This is a genomic window from Caballeronia sp. LZ008, assembly GCF_031451435.1.
GTDB classification, from domain to species: Bacteria; Pseudomonadota; Gammaproteobacteria; order Burkholderiales; family Burkholderiaceae; genus Caballeronia; species Caballeronia zhejiangensis.
This window is the reverse complement of the sequence record NZ_JARUXK010000001.1, coordinates 2,397,531-2,415,684: the sequence shown is the minus strand read 5'-3', so window position 1 is coordinate 2,415,684 and position 18,154 is coordinate 2,397,531. Positions and strand designations below refer to the sequence as shown.

At 62.6% G+C, this 18,154-nt stretch carries 16 protein-coding genes and 1 tRNA gene; 10 read left to right on the top strand and 7 right to left on the bottom strand.

The window, feature by feature from the left end; all coding sequences use genetic code 11:
- From QCE49_RS11235 to QCE49_RS11225, 3 genes are all read right to left on the bottom strand, one after another.
- Window positions 1-1,168, bottom strand: a 1,168-nt coding sequence (locus QCE49_RS11235) for a CNNM domain-containing protein (RefSeq protein ID WP_309805957.1), incomplete at its 3' end; no start/stop codon positions are given.
- Between the two features lie 143 nt (window positions 1,169-1,311).
- A tRNA-Pro gene (locus tag QCE49_RS11230) sits at window positions 1,312-1,388 on the bottom strand.
- A 40-nt stretch (window positions 1,389-1,428) separates the two neighbouring features.
- Window positions 1,429-2,421: a polyprenyl synthetase family protein gene (locus tag QCE49_RS11225; protein ID WP_175982752.1), complete on the bottom strand. Its 993-nt coding sequence runs from the start codon at window positions 2,419-2,421 to the stop codon at window positions 1,429-1,431.
- A gap of 257 nt (window positions 2,422-2,678) precedes the next feature.
- On the opposite strand from QCE49_RS11225, the gene rplU reads away from it, so the two are divergent.
- The 4 genes from rplU (at window position 2,679) to proB (ending at window position 5,652) form a co-directional block, all read left to right on the top strand.
- Window positions 2,679-2,990 (top strand): 50S ribosomal protein L21, encoded by a 312-nt coding sequence (gene rplU, locus QCE49_RS11220; protein WP_008342953.1) that lies wholly within the window; start codon window positions 2,679-2,681, stop codon window positions 2,988-2,990.
- A gap of 25 nt (window positions 2,991-3,015) precedes the next feature.
- Window positions 3,016-3,276, top strand: coding sequence for a 50S ribosomal protein L27 (gene rpmA, locus QCE49_RS11215; protein ID WP_008342952.1), 261 nt, complete (start codon window positions 3,016-3,018; stop codon window positions 3,274-3,276).
- Window positions 3,277-3,422: 146 nt separating this feature from the next.
- Window positions 3,423-4,508 carry an Obg family GTPase CgtA gene (gene cgtA / locus QCE49_RS11210; RefSeq protein WP_008342949.1) on the top strand — a complete coding sequence of 362 codons (1,086 nt, stop codon included), beginning with the start codon at window positions 3,423-3,425 and terminating at the stop codon, window positions 4,506-4,508.
- 25 nt (window positions 4,509-4,533) lie between these two features.
- Window positions 4,534-5,652 carry a glutamate 5-kinase gene (proB, locus tag QCE49_RS11205; RefSeq protein WP_008342948.1) on the top strand — a complete coding sequence of 373 codons (1,119 nt, stop codon included), beginning with the start codon at window positions 4,534-4,536 and terminating at the stop codon, window positions 5,650-5,652.
- A gap of 61 nt (window positions 5,653-5,713) precedes the next feature.
- Here proB and QCE49_RS11200 read toward each other — a convergent pair whose 3' ends face one another.
- Window positions 5,714-6,277 (bottom strand): CNP1-like family protein, encoded by a 564-nt coding sequence (locus QCE49_RS11200; protein ID WP_033537265.1) that lies wholly within the window; start codon window positions 6,275-6,277, stop codon window positions 5,714-5,716.
- 149 nt (window positions 6,278-6,426) lie between these two features.
- Window positions 6,427-7,071: an RNA pyrophosphohydrolase gene (locus QCE49_RS11195; protein WP_008342943.1), complete on the bottom strand. Its 645-nt coding sequence runs from the start codon at window positions 7,069-7,071 to the stop codon at window positions 6,427-6,429.
- A gap of 221 nt (window positions 7,072-7,292) precedes the next feature.
- On the opposite strand from QCE49_RS11195, the gene QCE49_RS11190 reads away from it, so the two are divergent.
- Both QCE49_RS11190 and QCE49_RS11185 read left to right on the top strand, forming a co-directional pair.
- Window positions 7,293-9,029 (top strand): proline--tRNA ligase, encoded by a 1,737-nt coding sequence (locus QCE49_RS11190; protein WP_008342941.1) that lies wholly within the window; start codon window positions 7,293-7,295, stop codon window positions 9,027-9,029.
- Window positions 9,029-9,628, top strand: coding sequence for a MarC family protein (locus QCE49_RS11185; protein ID WP_008342940.1), 600 nt, complete (start codon window positions 9,029-9,031; stop codon window positions 9,626-9,628). Before QCE49_RS11190 ends, QCE49_RS11185 begins: the two co-directional genes overlap by 1 nt.
- Window positions 9,629-9,673: 45 nt before the next feature.
- On the opposite strand, the gene QCE49_RS11180 is transcribed toward QCE49_RS11185, so the two are convergent.
- Both QCE49_RS11180 and ffh read right to left on the bottom strand, forming a co-directional pair.
- The gene (locus QCE49_RS11180) at window positions 9,674-10,225 is read right to left on the bottom strand and encodes a hypoxanthine-guanine phosphoribosyltransferase (protein WP_008342939.1); all 552 of its coding nucleotides are present in this window, start codon (window positions 10,223-10,225) and stop codon (window positions 9,674-9,676) included.
- A 124-nt stretch (window positions 10,226-10,349) separates the two neighbouring features.
- The gene (ffh, locus tag QCE49_RS11175) at window positions 10,350-11,717 is read right to left on the bottom strand and encodes a signal recognition particle protein (protein ID WP_008342937.1); all 1,368 of its coding nucleotides are present in this window, start codon (window positions 11,715-11,717) and stop codon (window positions 10,350-10,352) included.
- A 110-nt stretch (window positions 11,718-11,827) separates the two neighbouring features.
- Between ffh and QCE49_RS11170 the strand changes: the two genes are divergently transcribed.
- From QCE49_RS11170 to QCE49_RS11155, 4 genes are all read left to right on the top strand, one after another.
- Window positions 11,828-12,736 (top strand): inner membrane protein YpjD, encoded by a 909-nt coding sequence (locus QCE49_RS11170; RefSeq protein WP_008342934.1) that lies wholly within the window; start codon window positions 11,828-11,830, stop codon window positions 12,734-12,736.
- Between the two features lie 27 nt (window positions 12,737-12,763).
- Window positions 12,764-13,102, top strand: a complete 339-nt coding sequence (locus QCE49_RS11165) for a PP0621 family protein (protein ID WP_034471463.1) — start codon at window positions 12,764-12,766, stop codon at window positions 13,100-13,102.
- Complete coding sequence (gene ampD / locus QCE49_RS11160) at window positions 13,099-13,701, top strand: 1,6-anhydro-N-acetylmuramyl-L-alanine amidase AmpD (protein WP_250440204.1); 603 nt, start codon at window positions 13,099-13,101, stop codon at window positions 13,699-13,701. Before QCE49_RS11165 ends, ampD begins: the two co-directional genes overlap by 4 nt.
- Window positions 13,702-14,275: 574 nt before the next feature.
- Window positions 14,276-17,278 (top strand): ribonucleoside-diphosphate reductase subunit alpha, encoded by a 3,003-nt coding sequence (locus QCE49_RS11155; protein ID WP_250458966.1) that lies wholly within the window; start codon window positions 14,276-14,278, stop codon window positions 17,276-17,278.
- Window positions 17,279-18,154 lie beyond the last annotated feature (876 nt).

Below are 18,154 nucleotides of genomic sequence, written 5' to 3'. Positions count from 1 at the left end.
AGATGACGCTCTGCGGCCGCCAGTTGCGGATGAATTGCGACGCGGCCGCCGCATCGCCGATCTGCGACAGATGCAGCCAGCGGTTCAGTTCGCGCAACGGCATGCTGCCCGCCACGATGCACTCGCCGCTCTCGTCCCAGCCGCCGCGCGAGCCGGCGCCGCGCGGAATCGTCGTCGTGAATTCGCCGATCAGCTCTTCGATGATGTCCTCCGGCGTGACGAGGCCCTGCAATTCGCCGTACTCGTCGACCACGATCGCGATACGGTGGCCGCTTTCCTGGAAGTACTGCAATTGCTGGAAGACAGGCGTGCCCGCGGGCACGAAATACGGTTCGGTGAGCAGTTCGCGCAGCGTGTCGCGCTCGAGTTCCTGGTTGTGCAGCGCCGAGAGCGTCTTGCGCACGTGCAGAATGCCGAGCACGCGATCGATGTCGCCCTGAAAGACGACCAGCTTGTTGTGGTAGCACGTCTCGAGCTGGTGCAGGATCTGTTCGAAGGGCGCGTCGAAGTCGAGCGCTTCGATGCGCCGGCGCGGGATCATCACGTCATCGACGGTGATGTTCTCCAGATCGAACAGATTGAGCAGGATGCTGCGGTGCTTGGTCGGCATGAAGCTGCCCGTTTCCAGCACGATGGTGCGCAACTCTTCGGGCGAGATCCGCTGATCGCGCTTGCCCTTCGTGTTGATGTGCAGTGCGGCGAGGATCGCGTTGGCGAACAGATTGACGAACCAGATGAGCGGCCGCGCGACGCGCATGAGCGGCGCGAGCACGAGGCTCGCCGGCAGCGCCACTTTCTCGGGATACGTCGCGCCGACGATCTTCGGCGCGATTTCCGCGAACACGATGATCAGGAATGCAATGACGCCCGTCGTGATCGACAGGACGAGGTTGTTATGGCCGAAGGTGCGCAGCGCGATGGATGTCGTGAGCACCGGGATGATCGTGTTGATCAGGTTGTTGCCGATCAGGATGACCGAGAGAAGCTGATCGGTCTTCGCGAGCAGGCCTTGCGTCGTGCGGGCGCGTAGCGATCCTTGGCTCGCCAGATATTTCAGGCGATGGCGATTGAGCGCCATCATCGACGTTTCGGAGATCGAGAAGAAGCCGGAAAGGAAGAGAAGCAGAAAAATGGCGCAAATTTGCGCCCATAAGGGAAGGTTGTCCACGCGGTGATCGAGTAGGGGCGGAGATGGGAGGCAATATAGCAGACGGGCCGGCAAGCTCGCCCTCGGCCTTTCGGCCAGCGTACGCGGTTTTGCCGCCGGAAATAAAAAACCCGCATGGCGAACCATGCGGGTTTTTGCAATTCTGGTCGGGGTGAGAGGATTCGAACCTCCGGCCTCTACGTCCCGAACGTAGCGCTCTACCAGGCTAAGCTACACCCCGAATTTGACCAACTTGGACTCTTACGCTGCTTCAGTCTCGTTCAAGACTGCCGTGACGTCGAGTAAGAACACAATTCTAGCAGGCTATCTTTGTAGATGGAAGGGGGAAATGAAGAAATCGCATTTGCCGCTGCCTGAGCTTCCTTGCGCGCGCATTCCAGCGTGTGATCGAGCGCGCCGGACGTCGTGATTGCGTGGAAGATCGTGTCGAAGCGATCCGTGCCGCCTTGCTCGATCGCCTCGCGTGCGAGGGCCGCCTGGTCCGGCGTGCCGTGCTCCATCAAATAAATGAGCGGCAGGGTGGGCTTGCCTTCGCGCAGGTCGTCGCCGGCGTTCTTGCCCATCGATTCGGGCGTGCCGGTGTAGTCGAGCCAGTCGTCCATGATCTGGAACGCCGTGCCGATGCGCCGGCCGAACTCCGCCGCCGCCGCTTCGGTCCGCGCATCCGCACCCGAAAGCACCGCGCCGAGCTGCGCCGCCGCTTCGAACAGCTTCGCCGTCTTGTAGCGGATCACCTGCATGTAGCGTGCTTCGTCCACGTCCGGATCGTGCATGTTGAGCAGTTGCAGCACTTCGCCTTCGGAAATGATGTTGGTCGCGACGGACAGGATTTCCATCACGCGCATCTTGCCGACGCTCACCATCATCTCGAACGAGCGCGAATACAGGAAGTCGCCGACCAGCACGCTCGCCGCATTGCCGAACAGCGCGTTCGCGGTCTTGCGGCCGCGGCGCAAATCCGATTCGTCGACGACGTCGTCGTGCAGCAGCGTCGCCGTGTGGATGAACTCAACCACCGCCGCCAATTCGTGACGATGCCCGGTCGTGTCGCCCAGCGCGCCCGAGACGAGGAGCAGCAGCGCCGGCCGCAGCCGCTTGCCGCCCGCGCCGATGATGTACTCCGAAATCTGGTTGATCAGCATCACTTCTGATGCCAGGCGCTGCCGGATGACGCGATTGACCTGCTGCATGTCCTCGGCGATCGGGGCGAGCAGCGCGGCGGCGTTGGGAGAGGAAGTGGCGGTGGACGACATGATCGGCAAAAAGGGTAATCCGGCGGATTATAAGGCGAATCCGACAGACGCCGGGTGGTCCGGTGTTCCGACTCGCGCAATGTCGGCGAATTTCGGCTGCGATTCGCTTCGTTTTCGCCGAGGTTCGGAGCCGGATCGCGCGTTGCGCTGCCCGCGCGGGCATCGTCACGGCACTTTGACGTCGAGCGTAACTCTATGTATAATCGCGTGTTTTCCCCGCGTGGTGCGTGGAAAAAGAATTCTGAGTGAGGTTCTCAATGTACGCGGTCATAAAAACCGGCGGCAAGCAGTACAAAGTTGCCGTTGGCGAAAAACTTAAAGTAGAACAGATACCGGCAGACATTGACGCTGAAATCACGCTCGACCAGGTTCTCGCAGTAGGCGAAGGCGAATCGATTCAGTTCGGTACGCCGCTGGTCAGTGGGGCTTCCGTCAAGGCTACCGTCGTGTCCCAAGGTCGTCACAAGAAAGTGACCATCTTCAAGATGCGCCGCCGGAAGCACTACCAAAAGCACGCTGGCCATCGCCAGAACTACACCGAACTGCGCATCGACGCGATCAACGCGTAAGCGCATCGGTTAAGGAGCTAAGCAAATGGCACACAAAAAAGCAGGCGGGTCTTCCCGCAACGGCCGCGACTCCGAGAGCAAACGCCTCGGCGTGAAGGTGTACGGCGGCCAGGCAATCAACGCAGGCGGCATCATCGTTCGCCAGCGCGGCACGCGCATGCACCCGGGTGAGAATGTCGGCATCGGCAAGGATCACACGCTGTTCGCGCTGGCCGACGGTCACGTCAAGTTCGTGACCAAGGGCGCTGCGAAGAAGCACACGGTCGTCGTCGTCCCGGCAGCGTAAGTTTTACGCACGGGCTTCAGGACCGAAGAAATGGCCCCGCGAAGTTCGCGGGGCCATTTTTATTTGGTGCGGTCAAAAAATGGTTATGAGTGACCGGCCAGGTCGGTCACGGCAAAATAGAGCGAATACACGGGACGGAGCAACGCATGAAGTTCATTGACGAAGCGAGGATCGAAGTCATCGCCGGCGACGGAGGAGATGGCAGCGCGTCGATGCGCCGCGAAAAGTTCGTCCCGTTCGGCGGACCGGACGGCGGCGACGGCGGGCGCGGCGGCAGCGTCTACGCGGTCGGCGACCGCAACATCAACACGCTGATCGACTACCGGTTCTCCAAGAAGCATCAGGCGCGCAACGGCGAAAACGGCCGCGGCGCGGATTGCTACGGCAAGGGCGGCGACGACATCACGCTGCGCATGCCGGTCGGCACGATCATTTCGGATCAGGAAACGGGCGAGATCATCGCCGATCTGACCGAGCACAATCAGCAGGTCTTGATCGCGAAGGGCGGTGCGGGCGGCCTCGGCAACCTGCATTTCAAGTCGAGCACGAACCGCGCGCCGCGTCAGAAAACCGACGGCAAGCCGGGCGAGCGCCGCATGCTCAAACTCGAGCTGAAAGTGCTCGCGGATGTCGGTCTGCTCGGCATGCCGAACGCGGGCAAGTCCACTTTCATCTCGTCGGTGTCGAACGCGCGGCCGAAGATCGCGGATTATCCGTTCACGACGCTCGCGCCGAATCTCGGCGTAGTGCGCGTCGGGCCGAGCAAGAGCTTCGTGATCGCGGACATTCCGGGTCTCATCGAAGGCGCGGCGGAAGGCGCGGGCCTCGGGCATCGTTTCCTGCGGCACTTGCAGCGCACGGGCGTGCTGCTGCATCTCGTCGACATGGCCCCGTTCGATGAAAACGTCGATCCGGTCGCGGAAGCGAAGGCGATCGTCAACGAACTGCGCAAGTACGACGAGCAGCTTTACGAGAAGCCGCGCTGGCTCGTGCTGAACAAGCTCGACATGGTGCCGGAAGACGAACGCGAGGCGCGCATCGCCGATTTCGTCGAGCGCTTCGAATGGGACGGTCCGGTCTACGAGATTTCGGCGTTGACCGGTCAGGGCTGCGAGGCGCTCACCTACGCGATCTACGATTACATCTCGCAGCATTCGGACGCATCGCGCGCGGCTGAAGCGGAAGATCTCGCCGCCGACGTGCGCTTCCGCGACGACGAAACGAAGGAATAAAGCAACCACGAGGAGAAAGCGCACGATGCGTTCGGTCATCGCCGCTGCGAAGCGAATCGTAGTGAAAGTAGGGTCGAGCCTCGTCACCAATGACGGTCGCGGGCTCGATCATGCGGCAATCTCGCGCTGGGCGTCGCAAATCGCGGCGCTGCGCGAACAGGGCAAGGAAGTCGTGCTCGTGAGTTCGGGCGCGATCGCGGAAGGCATTCACCGGCTCGGCTGGACAAAGCGACCGCGCGAAATCGACGAATTGCAGGCGGCGGCCGCGGTCGGCCAGATGGGTCTCGCGCAAGTCTACGAAAGCAGCTTCGGCGCGCACGGCATCCGCACCGCGCAGATTCTGCTCACGCACGCCGATCTCGCCGATCGCGAACGCTATCTGAACGCGCGCTCGACGCTGCTCACGCTGCTGCGCCTGGGCGCCGTGCCGATCATCAACGAGAACGACACCGTCATCACCGACGAAATCAAGTTCGGCGACAACGACACGCTCGGCGCGCTCGTCGCGAATCTGATCGAAGGCGATGCGCTCGTCATTCTCACCGATCAGCGTGGCCTCTTCACCGCCGATCCGCGCAAGGACCCGAACGCGACGCTCGTCGAGCAAGCCGACGCCGGCACGCCCGAACTCGAGCAGATGGCGGGCGGCGCGGGTTCGAGCCTAGGACGCGGCGGCATGCTGACCAAGATTCTCGCGGCGAAGCGTGCCGCGCACAGCGGCGCGAACACGGTCATCGCGAGCGGCCGCGAAGCCGATGTGCTCACGCGCCTCGCATCGGGCGAGATGATCGGCACGCAACTCATCGCGCGCACCGCACGCATGGCGGCGCGCAAGCAGTGGATGGCGGATCACTTGCAGGTGCGCGGGCATGTAGTCATCGACAAGGGCGCGGTCAACAAGCTCACCGCCGACGGCAAGAGCCTTTTGCCGATCGGCGTCATCGACGTGAAAGGCGCCTTCGATCGCGGCGAAGTAATCGCGTGCGTCGACGATCAAGGGCAGGAAGTCGCGCGCGGCATCACGAACTACAGCAGTTCGGAGGCGCGGCTGATTCATCGCCGGCCGAGCGGCGAGATCGAATCGGTGCTCGGCTACATGCTGGAGCCGGAACTGATCCATCGCGACAATCTCGTGCTCGTCTGAAACGAAAACGCCCGCTGAATCAGCGGGCGTTTTCACATCGTCACGCCGACGCGCGGCGCAATCAGCGCAGATTGATCACGCTTTGCGTGCGCTTGTATTCCATGTTGTTGACGATCTGTTTCGCGGTGCCGACGGGCAGCTTGCTCGTGCAGAAATAATCCTGATAGAGCGCCGCCTGATACGCGTTCAGCTCGCCGTTTTCGATGCGCTTGAAGTCGAATGCGGAACCTTGATCCCAGCCGTTCTGATCGTCGTTGATGCTCGCGTAGCGACGCCATTCGTAGGTGTCGCAACGAATGCCTTCATAGTTGACGTTGCGCGCGCCCGCCGGACTCGTCGCGACGATCACGTAACGAATGACGCCATCCTTGCCGACCGTGAGCGTGGTCTTGTCGACGGCGAACGTGAGCGGCGTGTTCTGCGACACGTTGAACGCGACCAGATTCGATGCCTGCGGCAGCGGTGGCATCGTGTCGATTTTTTCTTCGGTCCAGTTCGGCTTGCGGTCGAGCAGATAGGTGAACACGCCGTCGTCCTGCGTGGACGGCGCCTTGTTGCTGGAACAGCCGGCGAGCACGGCGAGCGCTGCCGCGGATGCCGCGATTACCGCGAGTGAGGCATTCACTTTCAATTGGGTCTTCCCGGAAACATGCGCGCGGGCTTCATGCGCCCGCCCGGCGGAACAAAGCGAGATGGCACGGCGAGAAGTTCGCCGTGCCATCGATCGCAATCGAGTTGAGTGTCAAAGTGCTCGAAGCGTTGCAGTGCCCGGATTCACGATGAGCGCTGCACGATCACATGCACTTCTTCGCTGACCGTGCATTCTGCCTGAACTGCCGCGCCGGAGGCAGTAACGGCAGGAGCTTCGATCGTCATCGTCTGGACGACGCGTGGATAGCGCGGTCCGTGATGCGCGGCTCGCTCGCCGCGCTCACCGCGGGAGTTGGTACGCCGCAGAAAGCGGGACAGCTCGGATAGAGCCATTTGATAAACGTCGCGCTTGAACTCGATGACCGCATCCAGCGGTACCCAATACTCGTTCCAGCGCCAGGCATCGAATTCCGGATGGTCCGTCGCGCGCAGGCAGATGTCGCAATCGCGGCCCACCATGCGCAGCAGAAACCAGATCTGTTTCTGACCGCGATAATGTCCGCGCACCTCGCGCTTGATGAACTTGTCCGGCACCTCATAACGCAGCCAGTCGCGCGTGCGACCCACAACTTTTACATGCTCCGGTAGCAGGCCGGTTTCTTCGTGTAACTCCCGATACATCGCTTGCACAGGGGTCTCACCGTATTTGATGCCCCCTTGCGGAAACTGCCAGGAATGTTCACGCAGCCGCTTGCCCCAAAACACTTCGTTGCGCGCGTTCAAGAGGATGATGCCGACGTTCGGGCGAAAGCCTTCACGATCCAGCATACAGCCACCTTCAAATCCTTTAAAATTGCTTTGATTATAAACAGTTATTGGCCTCGACGCACTGGCACGAACCCCAATTCGGGGCATCCGTGTGAATGTCTTTGCCAGAGCATCCGGCAGGCGGCAAAATCTTCTTTTCTCGCCGGTCGTTCCGTCGTTCACCTTGATCCGCCTGCTTCGGCGCTGTCCGCTCCGAAGCGCGCCGCATTTGGAAAATTTGAATGAAAGCATCCCGTTTCTTCATTGGCACCCTGAAGGAAGCTCCCGCCGACGCCGAGATCGTCAGCCACAAGCTGATGATGCGTGCAGGCATGATCCGCCGCGTCGCGGGCGGCATCTACGATTACATGCCGATCGGTCTGCGCTCGGTGCGCAAGGTCGAGGCCATCGTGCGTGAAGAGATGAACCGCGCGGGCGCGCTCGAATTGCTGATGCCCGCCGTGCAGCCCGCCGAACTGTGGCAGGAGTCGGGCCGCTGGGAGCAATACGGCCCGGAACTGCTGCGTTTCAAGGATCGCCACGAGCGCGATTTCGTCATGGGCCCGACGCACGAGGAAGTCGTGACGGACATCGCGCGCCGCGAGATCAAGAGCTATCGCCAGTTGCCGGTGAACTTCTATCAGATTCAAACGAAGTTCCGCGACGAAATCCGTCCGCGCTTCGGCGTGATGCGCGGTCGCGAATTCATCATGAAGGACGCCTATTCCTTCGATAAAGACCTCGACGGCCTCGCAGAGTCGTATCGCAAGATGTACGAAGCCTACGTGCGCATCTTCACGCGCATCGGGCTGGAGTTCCGCGCGGTCGCGGCGGACAACGGTTCGATCGGCGGCAGCGGTTCGCATGAATTCCACGTGATCGCCGATACGGGCGAGGACGACATCGCGTATTGCCCGAGCTCGGACTTCGCGGCGAACGTCGAAGCCGCCGATGCGCTGCCGCTCATCGCGCAACGCGCCGCGCCGACCGAAGAACTGAAGAAGACGCCCACGCCCGGCGCCGCGAAGTGCGAGGCGGTCGCGCAGCTTCTGAACATTCCGCTGGAACGCACGATCAAGTCGATCGTTCTCGCGACCGACAACGAAGGCGCCGAACCGACCATCTGGTTGCTGATGCTGCGCGGCGATCACTCGCTCAACGACATCAAGACGGGCAAGCTGCCGGGCCTGAAGGGTTATCGCTTCGCGACGGAAGCCGAGATCGTCGAATGGTTCGGCACGCCGCCGGGCTACCTCGGTCCGCTCAACACGAAGAAGCCGGTGCGCGTGATCGCGGACCGCACGGTCGCGAACATGAGCGACTTCGTCGTCGGCACGAACGAGGTCGATTACCACACGACCGGCGTGAACTGGGGCCGCGATCTGCCCGAGCCGGAAGTCGCGGACATTCGCAATGTCGTCGCGGGCGATCCGTCGCCGGACGGCAAGGGCACGCTCGAAATCTGCCGCGGCATCGAAGTGGGTCACGTGTTCCAGCTCGGCACGAAGTATTCCGATTCGATGGGCGCGACCTTCCTCGACGAAAACGGCAAGCCCGCGCCGATGCAGATGGGCTGCTACGGCATCGGCGTGACGCGCGTGCTGGGCGCGGCAATCGAACAGAATTTCGACGACAAGGGCATTATCTGGCCGGAAGCCATTGCGCCGTTCGAAGTCGTGATCTGCCCGATGGGCTACGACCGCAGCGACGCCGTGCGCGAGCAGGCGGACAAGTTGTACGCGACGCTGCAGCAGGCCGGCATCGACGTGATTCTCGACGATCGCGGCGAGCGTCCGGGTGTGATGTTCGCGGACTGGGAATTGATCGGCGTGCCGCATCGCATCGTGATCGGCGATCGCGGGCTGAAGGAAGGCAAGCTGGAATATCAGGGCCGCCGCGACGCGGAAGCCACGCTGCTGCCGGTCGATGAAGCCGCCGATGTCGTCGTCGGGAAAGTGCGGGCCGCGCTCGCGAAGTAATGCAGTACAACTTCCTGTCGGCGACGATCCTGCTGCTGCTGATCACCGATCCGCTCGGCAATATCCCGATCTTCATCAACGCGCTGCGCGGCGTCGCCAAAGAGCGGCGCCGCGTGGTCGTGCTGCGCGAAGTGGCGATCGCGTTCGTCATTCTGCTGGTGTTCATGCTGGCGGGCGATCGCTTCCTGCGCGCGATGAACCTCACCGATGTCTCGTTGCGCATCGCGGGCGGCATCGTGCTGTTTCTGATCGCGCTGCGCATGATCTTTCCGCATCCGGACGGCGCGATGGGCGGCGATTCGCGCGGCGGCGAGCCGCTGATCGTGCCGCTCGCGATTCCGGCGCTGGCGGGGCCATCGGCGCTCGCGACGGTGATGCTGCTGACGTCGCAGGCGCCCGGCAAAATGTTCGAATGGATCGGCGCGCTCACGGTGACGATGATCGTCTGCGCGATCGTGCTGATTCTCGCCGAGAAGATTCAGCAATGGCTCGGCGAGCGCGTGGTGACGGCTTTCGAGCGTTTGATGGGGCTTGTCCTTGTCGCGATTTCCGTCGAGATGATGCTCACGGGCATACGCACTTTCGTGCATCAGCTATGAAAAAAGCGGCCCGCGGGCCGCTTTTCTTTTGGATACGGGCGGGGATCACGCCCCTTCCGTCAACGCCCGGATCGTCGGCAGATTACGCCAGTAACCCTTCGCGTCCATCCCGCAGCCGAACACGTAACGATCCGGCACTTCGAATCCGCAAAAATCCGGACGCAGCGGCTTCGCCTTCGGGATGATCTTCTCGCACAGCACCGCGGACAGAAACGTCTTCGCGCCCATCGCCATGATGCGATCGCGGATCGCGGCCATCGTTTCGCCTTCGTCGAGAATATCGTCGAGCACGAGCACCACGCGATCCTTCACCGATTCCGCCGGCGCGACGCGCCACTGCATCTCGCTGCCGCCCTTGATGGCGTTGCGATAGCGCGTCAGGTGGATGTAATCGAACTCGAGCGGGAAGTCGAGATGCGGCAGCAGCATGCCGGTGAACACGGCCGCGCCCCCCATGACCGAGAGCACGAGCGGGAAGTCGTCTTTCGTCGCAGCCTTGATGGCCGTGGCCATCTTGCCGATCGATGCGTTGACTTCGTCAGCCGTCACGATCTCTTCGGAGTGGCTGAAAATATGGAGGGCTTCTTCGCGATTCATAAGGGGAAGCGGGAAAGGCTGACTTCTAAGTGTGGAAAAAAACGGCGGCGTGCGCCATATGATAAACCCGCGTTTCTTTCGAGTCGGACGCCCGAAGAGAACGCGGGTTCAATAAACGTGCGGGTCAGCGCATGCCGGGCAGCATGCCCTTCATGCCGCGCATCATCTTTTGCAGGTTGCCGCCTTTCAGCTTCTTCATCATGCCGCGCATCTGCTCGTACTGGTTGAGCATGCGGTTCACCTCCTGAACGTGCACGCCCGCGCCCGCGGCGATACGGCGTTTGCGCGCCGCCTTGATGAGCTCCGGCTTCGCGCGTTCCTGCAGCGTCATCGAATTGATGATGCCTTCCATGCGGCGCATCTGCTTTTCCGCGTTGTTCATGTCCGCGCCTTGCGCGGCCTGCTGAAACTGCGCGGGCAGCTTGTCCATGAGTGACGAAAGGCCGCCCATCTTCTTCATTTGCGAGAGCTGCGCCTTGAAGTCGTTCAGATCGAAGTCGCCGCCTTTCTTGACCTTGTCGGCGAGCTTCTGCGCGGCCTGGCTGTCGACGCCGCGTTGCGCTTCCTCGACGAGCGCGAGAATGTCGCCCATGCCGAGAATCCGGTTCGCCATGCGATCCGGATGGAAGACTTCGAGGCCGTCGAGCTTTTCCGCGACGCCGACGAACTTGATCGGCTTGCCGGTGACGTTGCGCACCGAAAGCGCCGCGCCGCCGCGCGAATCGCCGTCGAGCTTGGTGAGCACGACGCCGGTGAGCGGCAGCGCGTCGTTGAACGCCTTCGCGGTGTTGACCGCGTCCTGCCCCAACATGGCGTCGACGACGAAGAGCGTTTCAGCGGGCTTGAGCAGCGCGTGCAGCTCGCTGATTTCCTTCATCATCGCTTCGTCGATACCGAGACGGCCGGCCGTATCGACGATCACCACGTCGTGATAGTGCCGCTTCGCCCAGTCGATCGCCGCGCGCGCGATATCCGCGGGCTTCTGATTCGCTTCCGACGGGAAGAAGTCGGCGCCGACCTGTTCCGTCACCGTCTGCAACTGACGGATAGCGGCGGGGCGATACACGTCGACGGAAACGGTGAGGACCTTCTTCTTGCTCTTTTCGCGCAGCAGCTTGGCGAGCTTGCCGGTCGTGGTGGTTTTGCCCGCACCCTGCAGACCGGCCATCAGGATCACGGCGGGCGGCGCGACCGCCAGATTCAGCTCGGCTGCCTTGCCTTCGTAATCGCCGCCGATCACGGCCGTCAGTTCCTTCTGGACGACGCCGACGAGCGCCTGACCCGGCGACAGGCTCGACAGCACTTCCTCGCCGAGCGCCTTTTCCTTCACCTTCGCGATGAACTCGCGCACGACCGGCAGCGCGACGTCGGCCTCGAGCAGCGCGAGACGCACTTCCCGCAACATCTCTTGCGTGTTGGCCTCGGTGAGCCGGGCTTCGCCGCGCAGCGTCTTGACGACGCGGGCCATCCGTTGAGTCAGGTTATCGAGCATGGGAAACGGTAGTGAATGCGGCCCTTTTTCAGCGCAAAACGACGTAATCGCCCCGCGTTGCCGCAAGGGAGAAAACGTCGTGATTCAAGGGCCTAGTGTAAACTTCGAACATGGATATTGTACTGTATGCCCTCACTGCGCTTCTCTATGGCGGACTCGCCGTAGCGGGCTGGCGCGCGCATCGCCACACGGCCGTGGAGCCGGCGCTGGCCGGCGTGCCTCCGGGCATCGCATCGCCGGCGGCGGCCAAAAAATCGCCGGACATGGGCGGATTGGGCCGCGCTCTATTATTAGTAGCGTTGCTCGTGCACGGCCTCCTGCTGCACACGACCATCTTTCCCCAGAACGCGATGATCTTCGGCTTCGCGTTCGCGCTCTCCGCGATGTTCTGGCTCGGCGCGGGCATCTACTGGATCGAGAGCTTCTTCTTTCCGCTCGACGGCCTGCGCCTGCTCGTATTGCCGCTCGCGTGCATCGCGTCGCTGTTGCCGCTCGTCTTCGGCGGCGTGCGCGTGCTGTCGTATTCCGCCGCGCCGATGTTCAAGCTGCATTTCCTGATCGCGAACATCGCGTACGGACTCTTCGCGATCGCCGCGCTGCACGCCGTGCTCATGCTGATGCTCGAACGCCGCCTGCAGCGCATGCGCGGCCTCGCGACGCGTCATACCGGCAATGGCTGGCTCGCGAGCTGGCTCGACACGCTGCCGCCGCTTCTGACTCTTGAAAAGCTGCTGTTCCGCCTGATCGCGGCGGGCTTCGTGCTGCTCACGCTCACGCTCGTGTCGGGCATCGCGTTCAACGAGCAACTGGTCGATCGCGCGCTGCGCTTCGATCACAAGACCGTGTTCGCGTTCGTCTCCTGGCTGATGTTCGGCGCATTGCTCACCGCGCGCCGCCTCTCGGGATGGCGCGGACGCGCCGCGTTGCGCTGGGTGCTGGCGTCGTTCGCCGCGCTGCTGCTCGCGTACGTCGGCAGCCGCTTCGTGTTCGAAGTGTTGCTGCATCGCGCGGTCGTCTGAGCGTCTGAATCTATCGGCATTGAATCGATGCGAAATTTCTTCTTTCTGATCGTCCTCTTTTTTCTGTGCCAGTGGCTTCTGAAGAAGCTGCGCCGCGCGAACGAGCGCGCGCAGCAGGGCGACGCGCCAGCCGGCGGCGCGACCGCGGGCGGAGCGCATGACGCACGCCGCGCCCGCAGCGGCAACGGTCATGGCAACGGCGCGGCCGCGAGCGCGCCGCAACTCGCCGATCCGCTCATCCGTTGCGCGCAGTGTGGCGTGCACACGCCGCGCAGCGAATCGATCATCGTCGCGGGCGAGCGCTTCTGCTGCAGCGATCACGCGCGCCATTACGCGGCCCGTCCGACCGGACGCGACGCACGATGAACGCCAACGTCGTCAGACAGCGCGATCCGCATATCGACGCGCAAGGCTGGTTCACGCACGCGACGCGCCTGCCGTCGCCGAACTTCGAGGCGCGTCCGGGCGACGCGGTGCCGACGCTCATCGTCGTGCACAACATCAGCCTGCCGCCCGACGATTTCACGACGAACGCCATCGCCGATTTCTTCCTCAACAAGCTCGATCACGACGCGCATCCGTACTTCGATCATCTGCGCGGCATGCGCGTGTCGGCGCACTTCGTGATCCGTCGCGGCGGCGCGATCGAGCAGTTCGTCTCCTGCGACGAACGCGCGTGGCACGCGGGCGTTTCGTCGTTCTGCGGGCGCGAGCGCTGTAACGACTTTTCGATCGGCATCGAGCTCGAAGGCAGCGATCGCGTGCCCTTCGAAGACGCGCAGTACGACGCGCTCGCCGCGCTCGTGCGAGTCGTGGTGAAGCGCTATCCGATCGATGCAGTCGCGGGTCACTCGGACATCGCGCCCGGCCGCAAGACCGATCCGGGCCCGCATTTCGAGTGGTCGCGTCTGCGTCACGGCAGCGCGCTGCCGCCGTCGTTCTTTCCGTTTCAATCCAACATCTGAGCGCTGCGTAAGGTCTTTCTCGTTGCGGCGCAGCAGCGTCGCGCGCGAGGCCTTGTCGCGCTTTGCGATAGCAAAAGTCAACCCCGCTACCGCAGACTCAGGGCAAATAAAACTTTTTGAGACTGCGATGTTGTCCACTATACTTGGTGCCGACAGACGTACTTTGCACTAGATCTTGTGTTGTTGACGCGGCGCCCGCTCCAGTGAGCCGGCGCCGTCGGCTTTCCGGCGTAGAAGAAGTTTGGCTGGCCCGGGGCGATGCGCGAGACGGTTTCTCTTTGCGAGGAGAGAGGCGTCGGGCGCGTCGGGCGCCAGCGAGCAGCACCGTGAAGAAGGCATGCAAGCAAGCGCGAATTGCGTCGACCGACACCGCGCGCCAACGCGGGCACCGCATGAGACGCCAATGACAATGCGGGCCGTAAGCGCCGCGATTCGTGTTTTCAGCCTGCTGCATTCACAGCCCGGCTTGATCGCCAAAACACCGCGCGACTTTCACGACGAGTTCGTCACGCGCGCGGCATAAGTGATAAATCCGCGGACCATCCGCACCAATCGAACACCAGGAGTTTTGCACATGCAAACCACCGAAAACGCCACGACTTCATTCGAAGGCGCATCCGCACAGCCGATGAGCGGTGCGCAGGGCGTGGGCGCTCAGGCGCTCGCGCCGAACACGACGTTTGCCGACTACAAGGTCATCCGTCGCAACGGAAGCGTGGTGTCGTTCGAGCCGACGAAAATCGCGATCGCCGTGACGAAGGCATTCATCGCGGTGAACGGCGGTCAGGGCGCAGCTTCGGCGCGTGTGCGCGAGCAAGTCGAGCAACTGACGCAAGCCGTCGTGCGCGCGCTCGTGCGCAGCCGTCCGCACGGCGGGACTTTCCACATCGAAGACATTCAGGATCAGGTCGAGCTCGCGCTGATGCGCGGCGGCGAGCACAACGTCGCGCGCGCGTACGTGCTGTATCGCGAGAAGCGCACGCAGCAGCGTTCGCAAGAGCGCTCGGCCGCGCAAAACGCGCAGTCGCACGAAGGCGCGATCAACGTGACGGACAACGGCGTCACGCGTCCGCTCGATCTCGAAGCGCTGAAGGCGCTGATCGTCTCCGCGTGCGCGAATCTGGGCGATGCGGTGTCCGCCGAGCCGATCGTCGCGGAGACGGTGAAGAACCTGTACGACGGCGTGCCGATGTCGCAGGTCTACGATTCGGCCATTCTCGCCGCGCGCACGATGATCGAGAAGGATCCGGCGTACAGCCAGGTCACGGCGCGCATCCTGCTGCACACGATCCGCCGCGAAATTCTCGAAGAGGAAGTGACGCAAGCCGAAATGGGCGAGCGTTACGCCGAATACTTCCCGCAGTTCATCAAGCGCGGCGTCGAAGCCGGCCTGCTGGATGACAAGCTGCAACAGTTCGACCTCAAGCGCCTCGGCGCCGCGCTCGATCAGAATCGCGATCTGCAGTTCGGCTATCTCGGCCTGCAGACGCTGTACGACCGCTACTTCCTGCACGTCGACGGCACGCGCATCGAGTTGCCGCAGGCATTCTTCATGCGCGTGGCGATGGGCCTGTCGCTGAACGAGATCGACCGTGAAGCGCGCGCGATCGAGTTCTACAACGTGCTGTCGTCGTTCGACTTCATGTCGTCGACGCCGACGCTCTTCAATTCGGGCACGCATCGCTCGCAATTGTCGTCGTGCTATCTGACGACGGTCGCCGACGATCTCGACGGCATCTACGAAGCGCTGAAGGAAAACGCGCTGCTCTCGAAGTTCGCGGGCGGCCTCGGCAACGACTGGACGCGCGTGCGTGCGCTCGGCTCGCACATCAAGGGCACGAACGGCAAGTCGCAGGGCGTCGTGCCGTTCCTGAAGGTCGTGAACGACACGGCCGTCGCGGTGAACCAGGGCGGCAAGCGCAAGGGCGCGGTGTGCGCGTACCTGGAATCGTGGCACCTCGACATCGAGGAATTCCTCGAGCTGCGCAAGAACACCGGCGATGACCGTCGCCGCACGCACGACATGAACACGGCGAACTGGATTCCCGATCTGTTCATGAAGCGCGTCGTCGAAGGCGGCGACTGGACGCTGTTCTCGCCGTCGACCTGCCCGGACCTGCACGATCTGTTCGGCGCCGACTTCGAAAAGGCGTACGTCGCTTACGAAGAAAAAGCCGCGCGCGGCGAAATCAAGCTGTTCAAGAAGCTGCCGGCGGCGCAACTGTGGCGCAAGATGCTTGGCATGCTGTTCGAGACGGGCCATCCGTGGATCACGTTCAAGGATCCGTGCAATGTGCGTTCGCCGCAGCAGCACGTCGGCGTCGTGCACTCGTCGAACCTGTGCACCGAAATCACGCTGATCACGAGCGAGACGGAAATCGCCGTCTGCAATCTGGGCTCGGTGAACCTCGTCGCGCACATGGTGAAGCAGGCCGATGGCAGCTACGCGCTGGATCACGCGAAGCTCAAGCGCACGATCAGCGTCGCGATGCGCATGCTCGACAACGTCATCGACATCAACTACTACGCGGTGCCGAAGGCGCGCAACTCGAACCTGAAGCATCGTCCGGTCGGCATGGGCATCATGGGCTTCCAGGACTGCCTGCATCTGCTGCGCACGCCTTATGCGTCGGGCGAGGCGGTCGAATTCGCGGATCGTTCGATGGAAGCCGTCTGCTACTACGCGTACTACGCGTCGACGGAACTCGCGGAAGAGCGCGGTCGTTACGCGACGTATCGCGGCTCGCTGTGGGATCGCGGCATTCTTCCGCAGGATTCGCTGAAGCTCCTGGCCGAGGCGCGCGGCGGTTATGTCGAAGTGGATACCTCGGAGACGATGGACTGGGCGCAACTGCGCTCGCGCATCTCGACGTACGGCATGCGCAACTCGAACTGCGTGGCGATCGCGCCGACGGCGACGATTTCGAACATCATCGGCGTGTCGGCGTGTATCGAGCCGACGTTCCAGAACCTGTATGTGAAGTCGAATCTGTCGGGCGAATTCACGGTGGTCAACGACTACCTCGTGCGTGATCTGAAGGCGCGCGGCCTGTGGGACGAAGTGATGGTGTCCGATCTGAAGTATTTCGACGGCACGCTTTCGCGCATCGACCGCATTCCGGCCGATCTGCGCGCGATCTACGCGACCGCGTTCGAAGTCGACCCGAAGTGGCTCGTGGAAGCGGCGTCGCGCCGTCAGAAGTGGATTGATCAGGCGCAGTCGCTGAACATCTACATGGCGGGCGCGTCGGGCAAGAAGCTCGACGAGGTCTACAAGCTCGCTTGGATTCGCGGTCTCAAGACGACGTACTACCTCCGCACGATGGCGGCGACGCACGTCGAGAAGTCGACCGTGGCGCACGGTGCGTTGAATGCGGTGCCTTCTTCTTCCGGTGACGGTGGGGCGGGTGCGGCTGGCGGGTTTGGTGGCGGTGCGGCGTCGGCTGCCGGGAATGGTGGCTTCAATGCTGCTGCCGCGAGCGCGCCGGCGGTGGAGGCGGCTCAGGAAGCCGATGGTCCCGTCTGTATGATGCGCCCCGGCGATCCGGGCTTCGATGAGTGTGAGGCTTGTCAGTAAGGTTTTGAGCTGAGAGTCGGTCTCTGCGGACCGGTGCTGGGTGCTTCCTGCTTATGGAAGCGGTCGGTGCCGGTCCGTTTTTGCTTTTTGCTTTTTGCTTTTTGCTTTGCGTTTTGGTTTCGGTTTCGCTGGATCCCGCTTTCGTGTCGGTCTATTAGCGTTGCCCCTGTGCGGGGCGGCACTCACTTTCTTTGCTGCTGCAAAGAAAGTAAGCAAAGAAAGCAGCTCGTCACGGCCCGCGGTCACACGCAATTTGGGTAGTCCTCTCGTCCCAGGCGGCACTCGCCTAAAGAGTGCCCTCAAACACCTAATCGGACTTGGATCGCGCACGGTCCGCCGCCCGAAGACGTTGAGGACATTGGTTCAGCACGAGATGGCTTCGGCACAGCGCTACGCGCTGCCGCCGGGTACGCAAGGGAAACCAACGGGCGGCAAGTGCAGCGGGACGGAGACGTTAGTAGAGAAGCGCGTGCATCCCCGATTGACCGGACGGCCGCGGAGCGGGCTGGGGCTATTTGGTGCTGAACCCGTTTGGTGTGTGGTGCGATGAGACGGACCGTGCGCGAGCCAAGCCCGATGGGGCCTATGAGGGCACTCTTTAGGCAGCCCACGAACGACGAGAGGACTACCCAAATTGCGTGTGACCGCGGACGTATCAGTAGCTGCTTTCTTTGCTTACTTTCTTTGCAGCAGCAAAGAAAGTGAGTGCCGCCCCGCACAGGGGCAGTGCTAATAGACCGACACGATCACGGGATCCGGCGAAACACTGAGCCGACACGATCACGGGATCCGGCGAAACCCCGAGCCGACACGATCACGGGATCCGGCGAAACACCGAGCCGACACGATCACGGGATCCGGCGAAACACCGAGCCG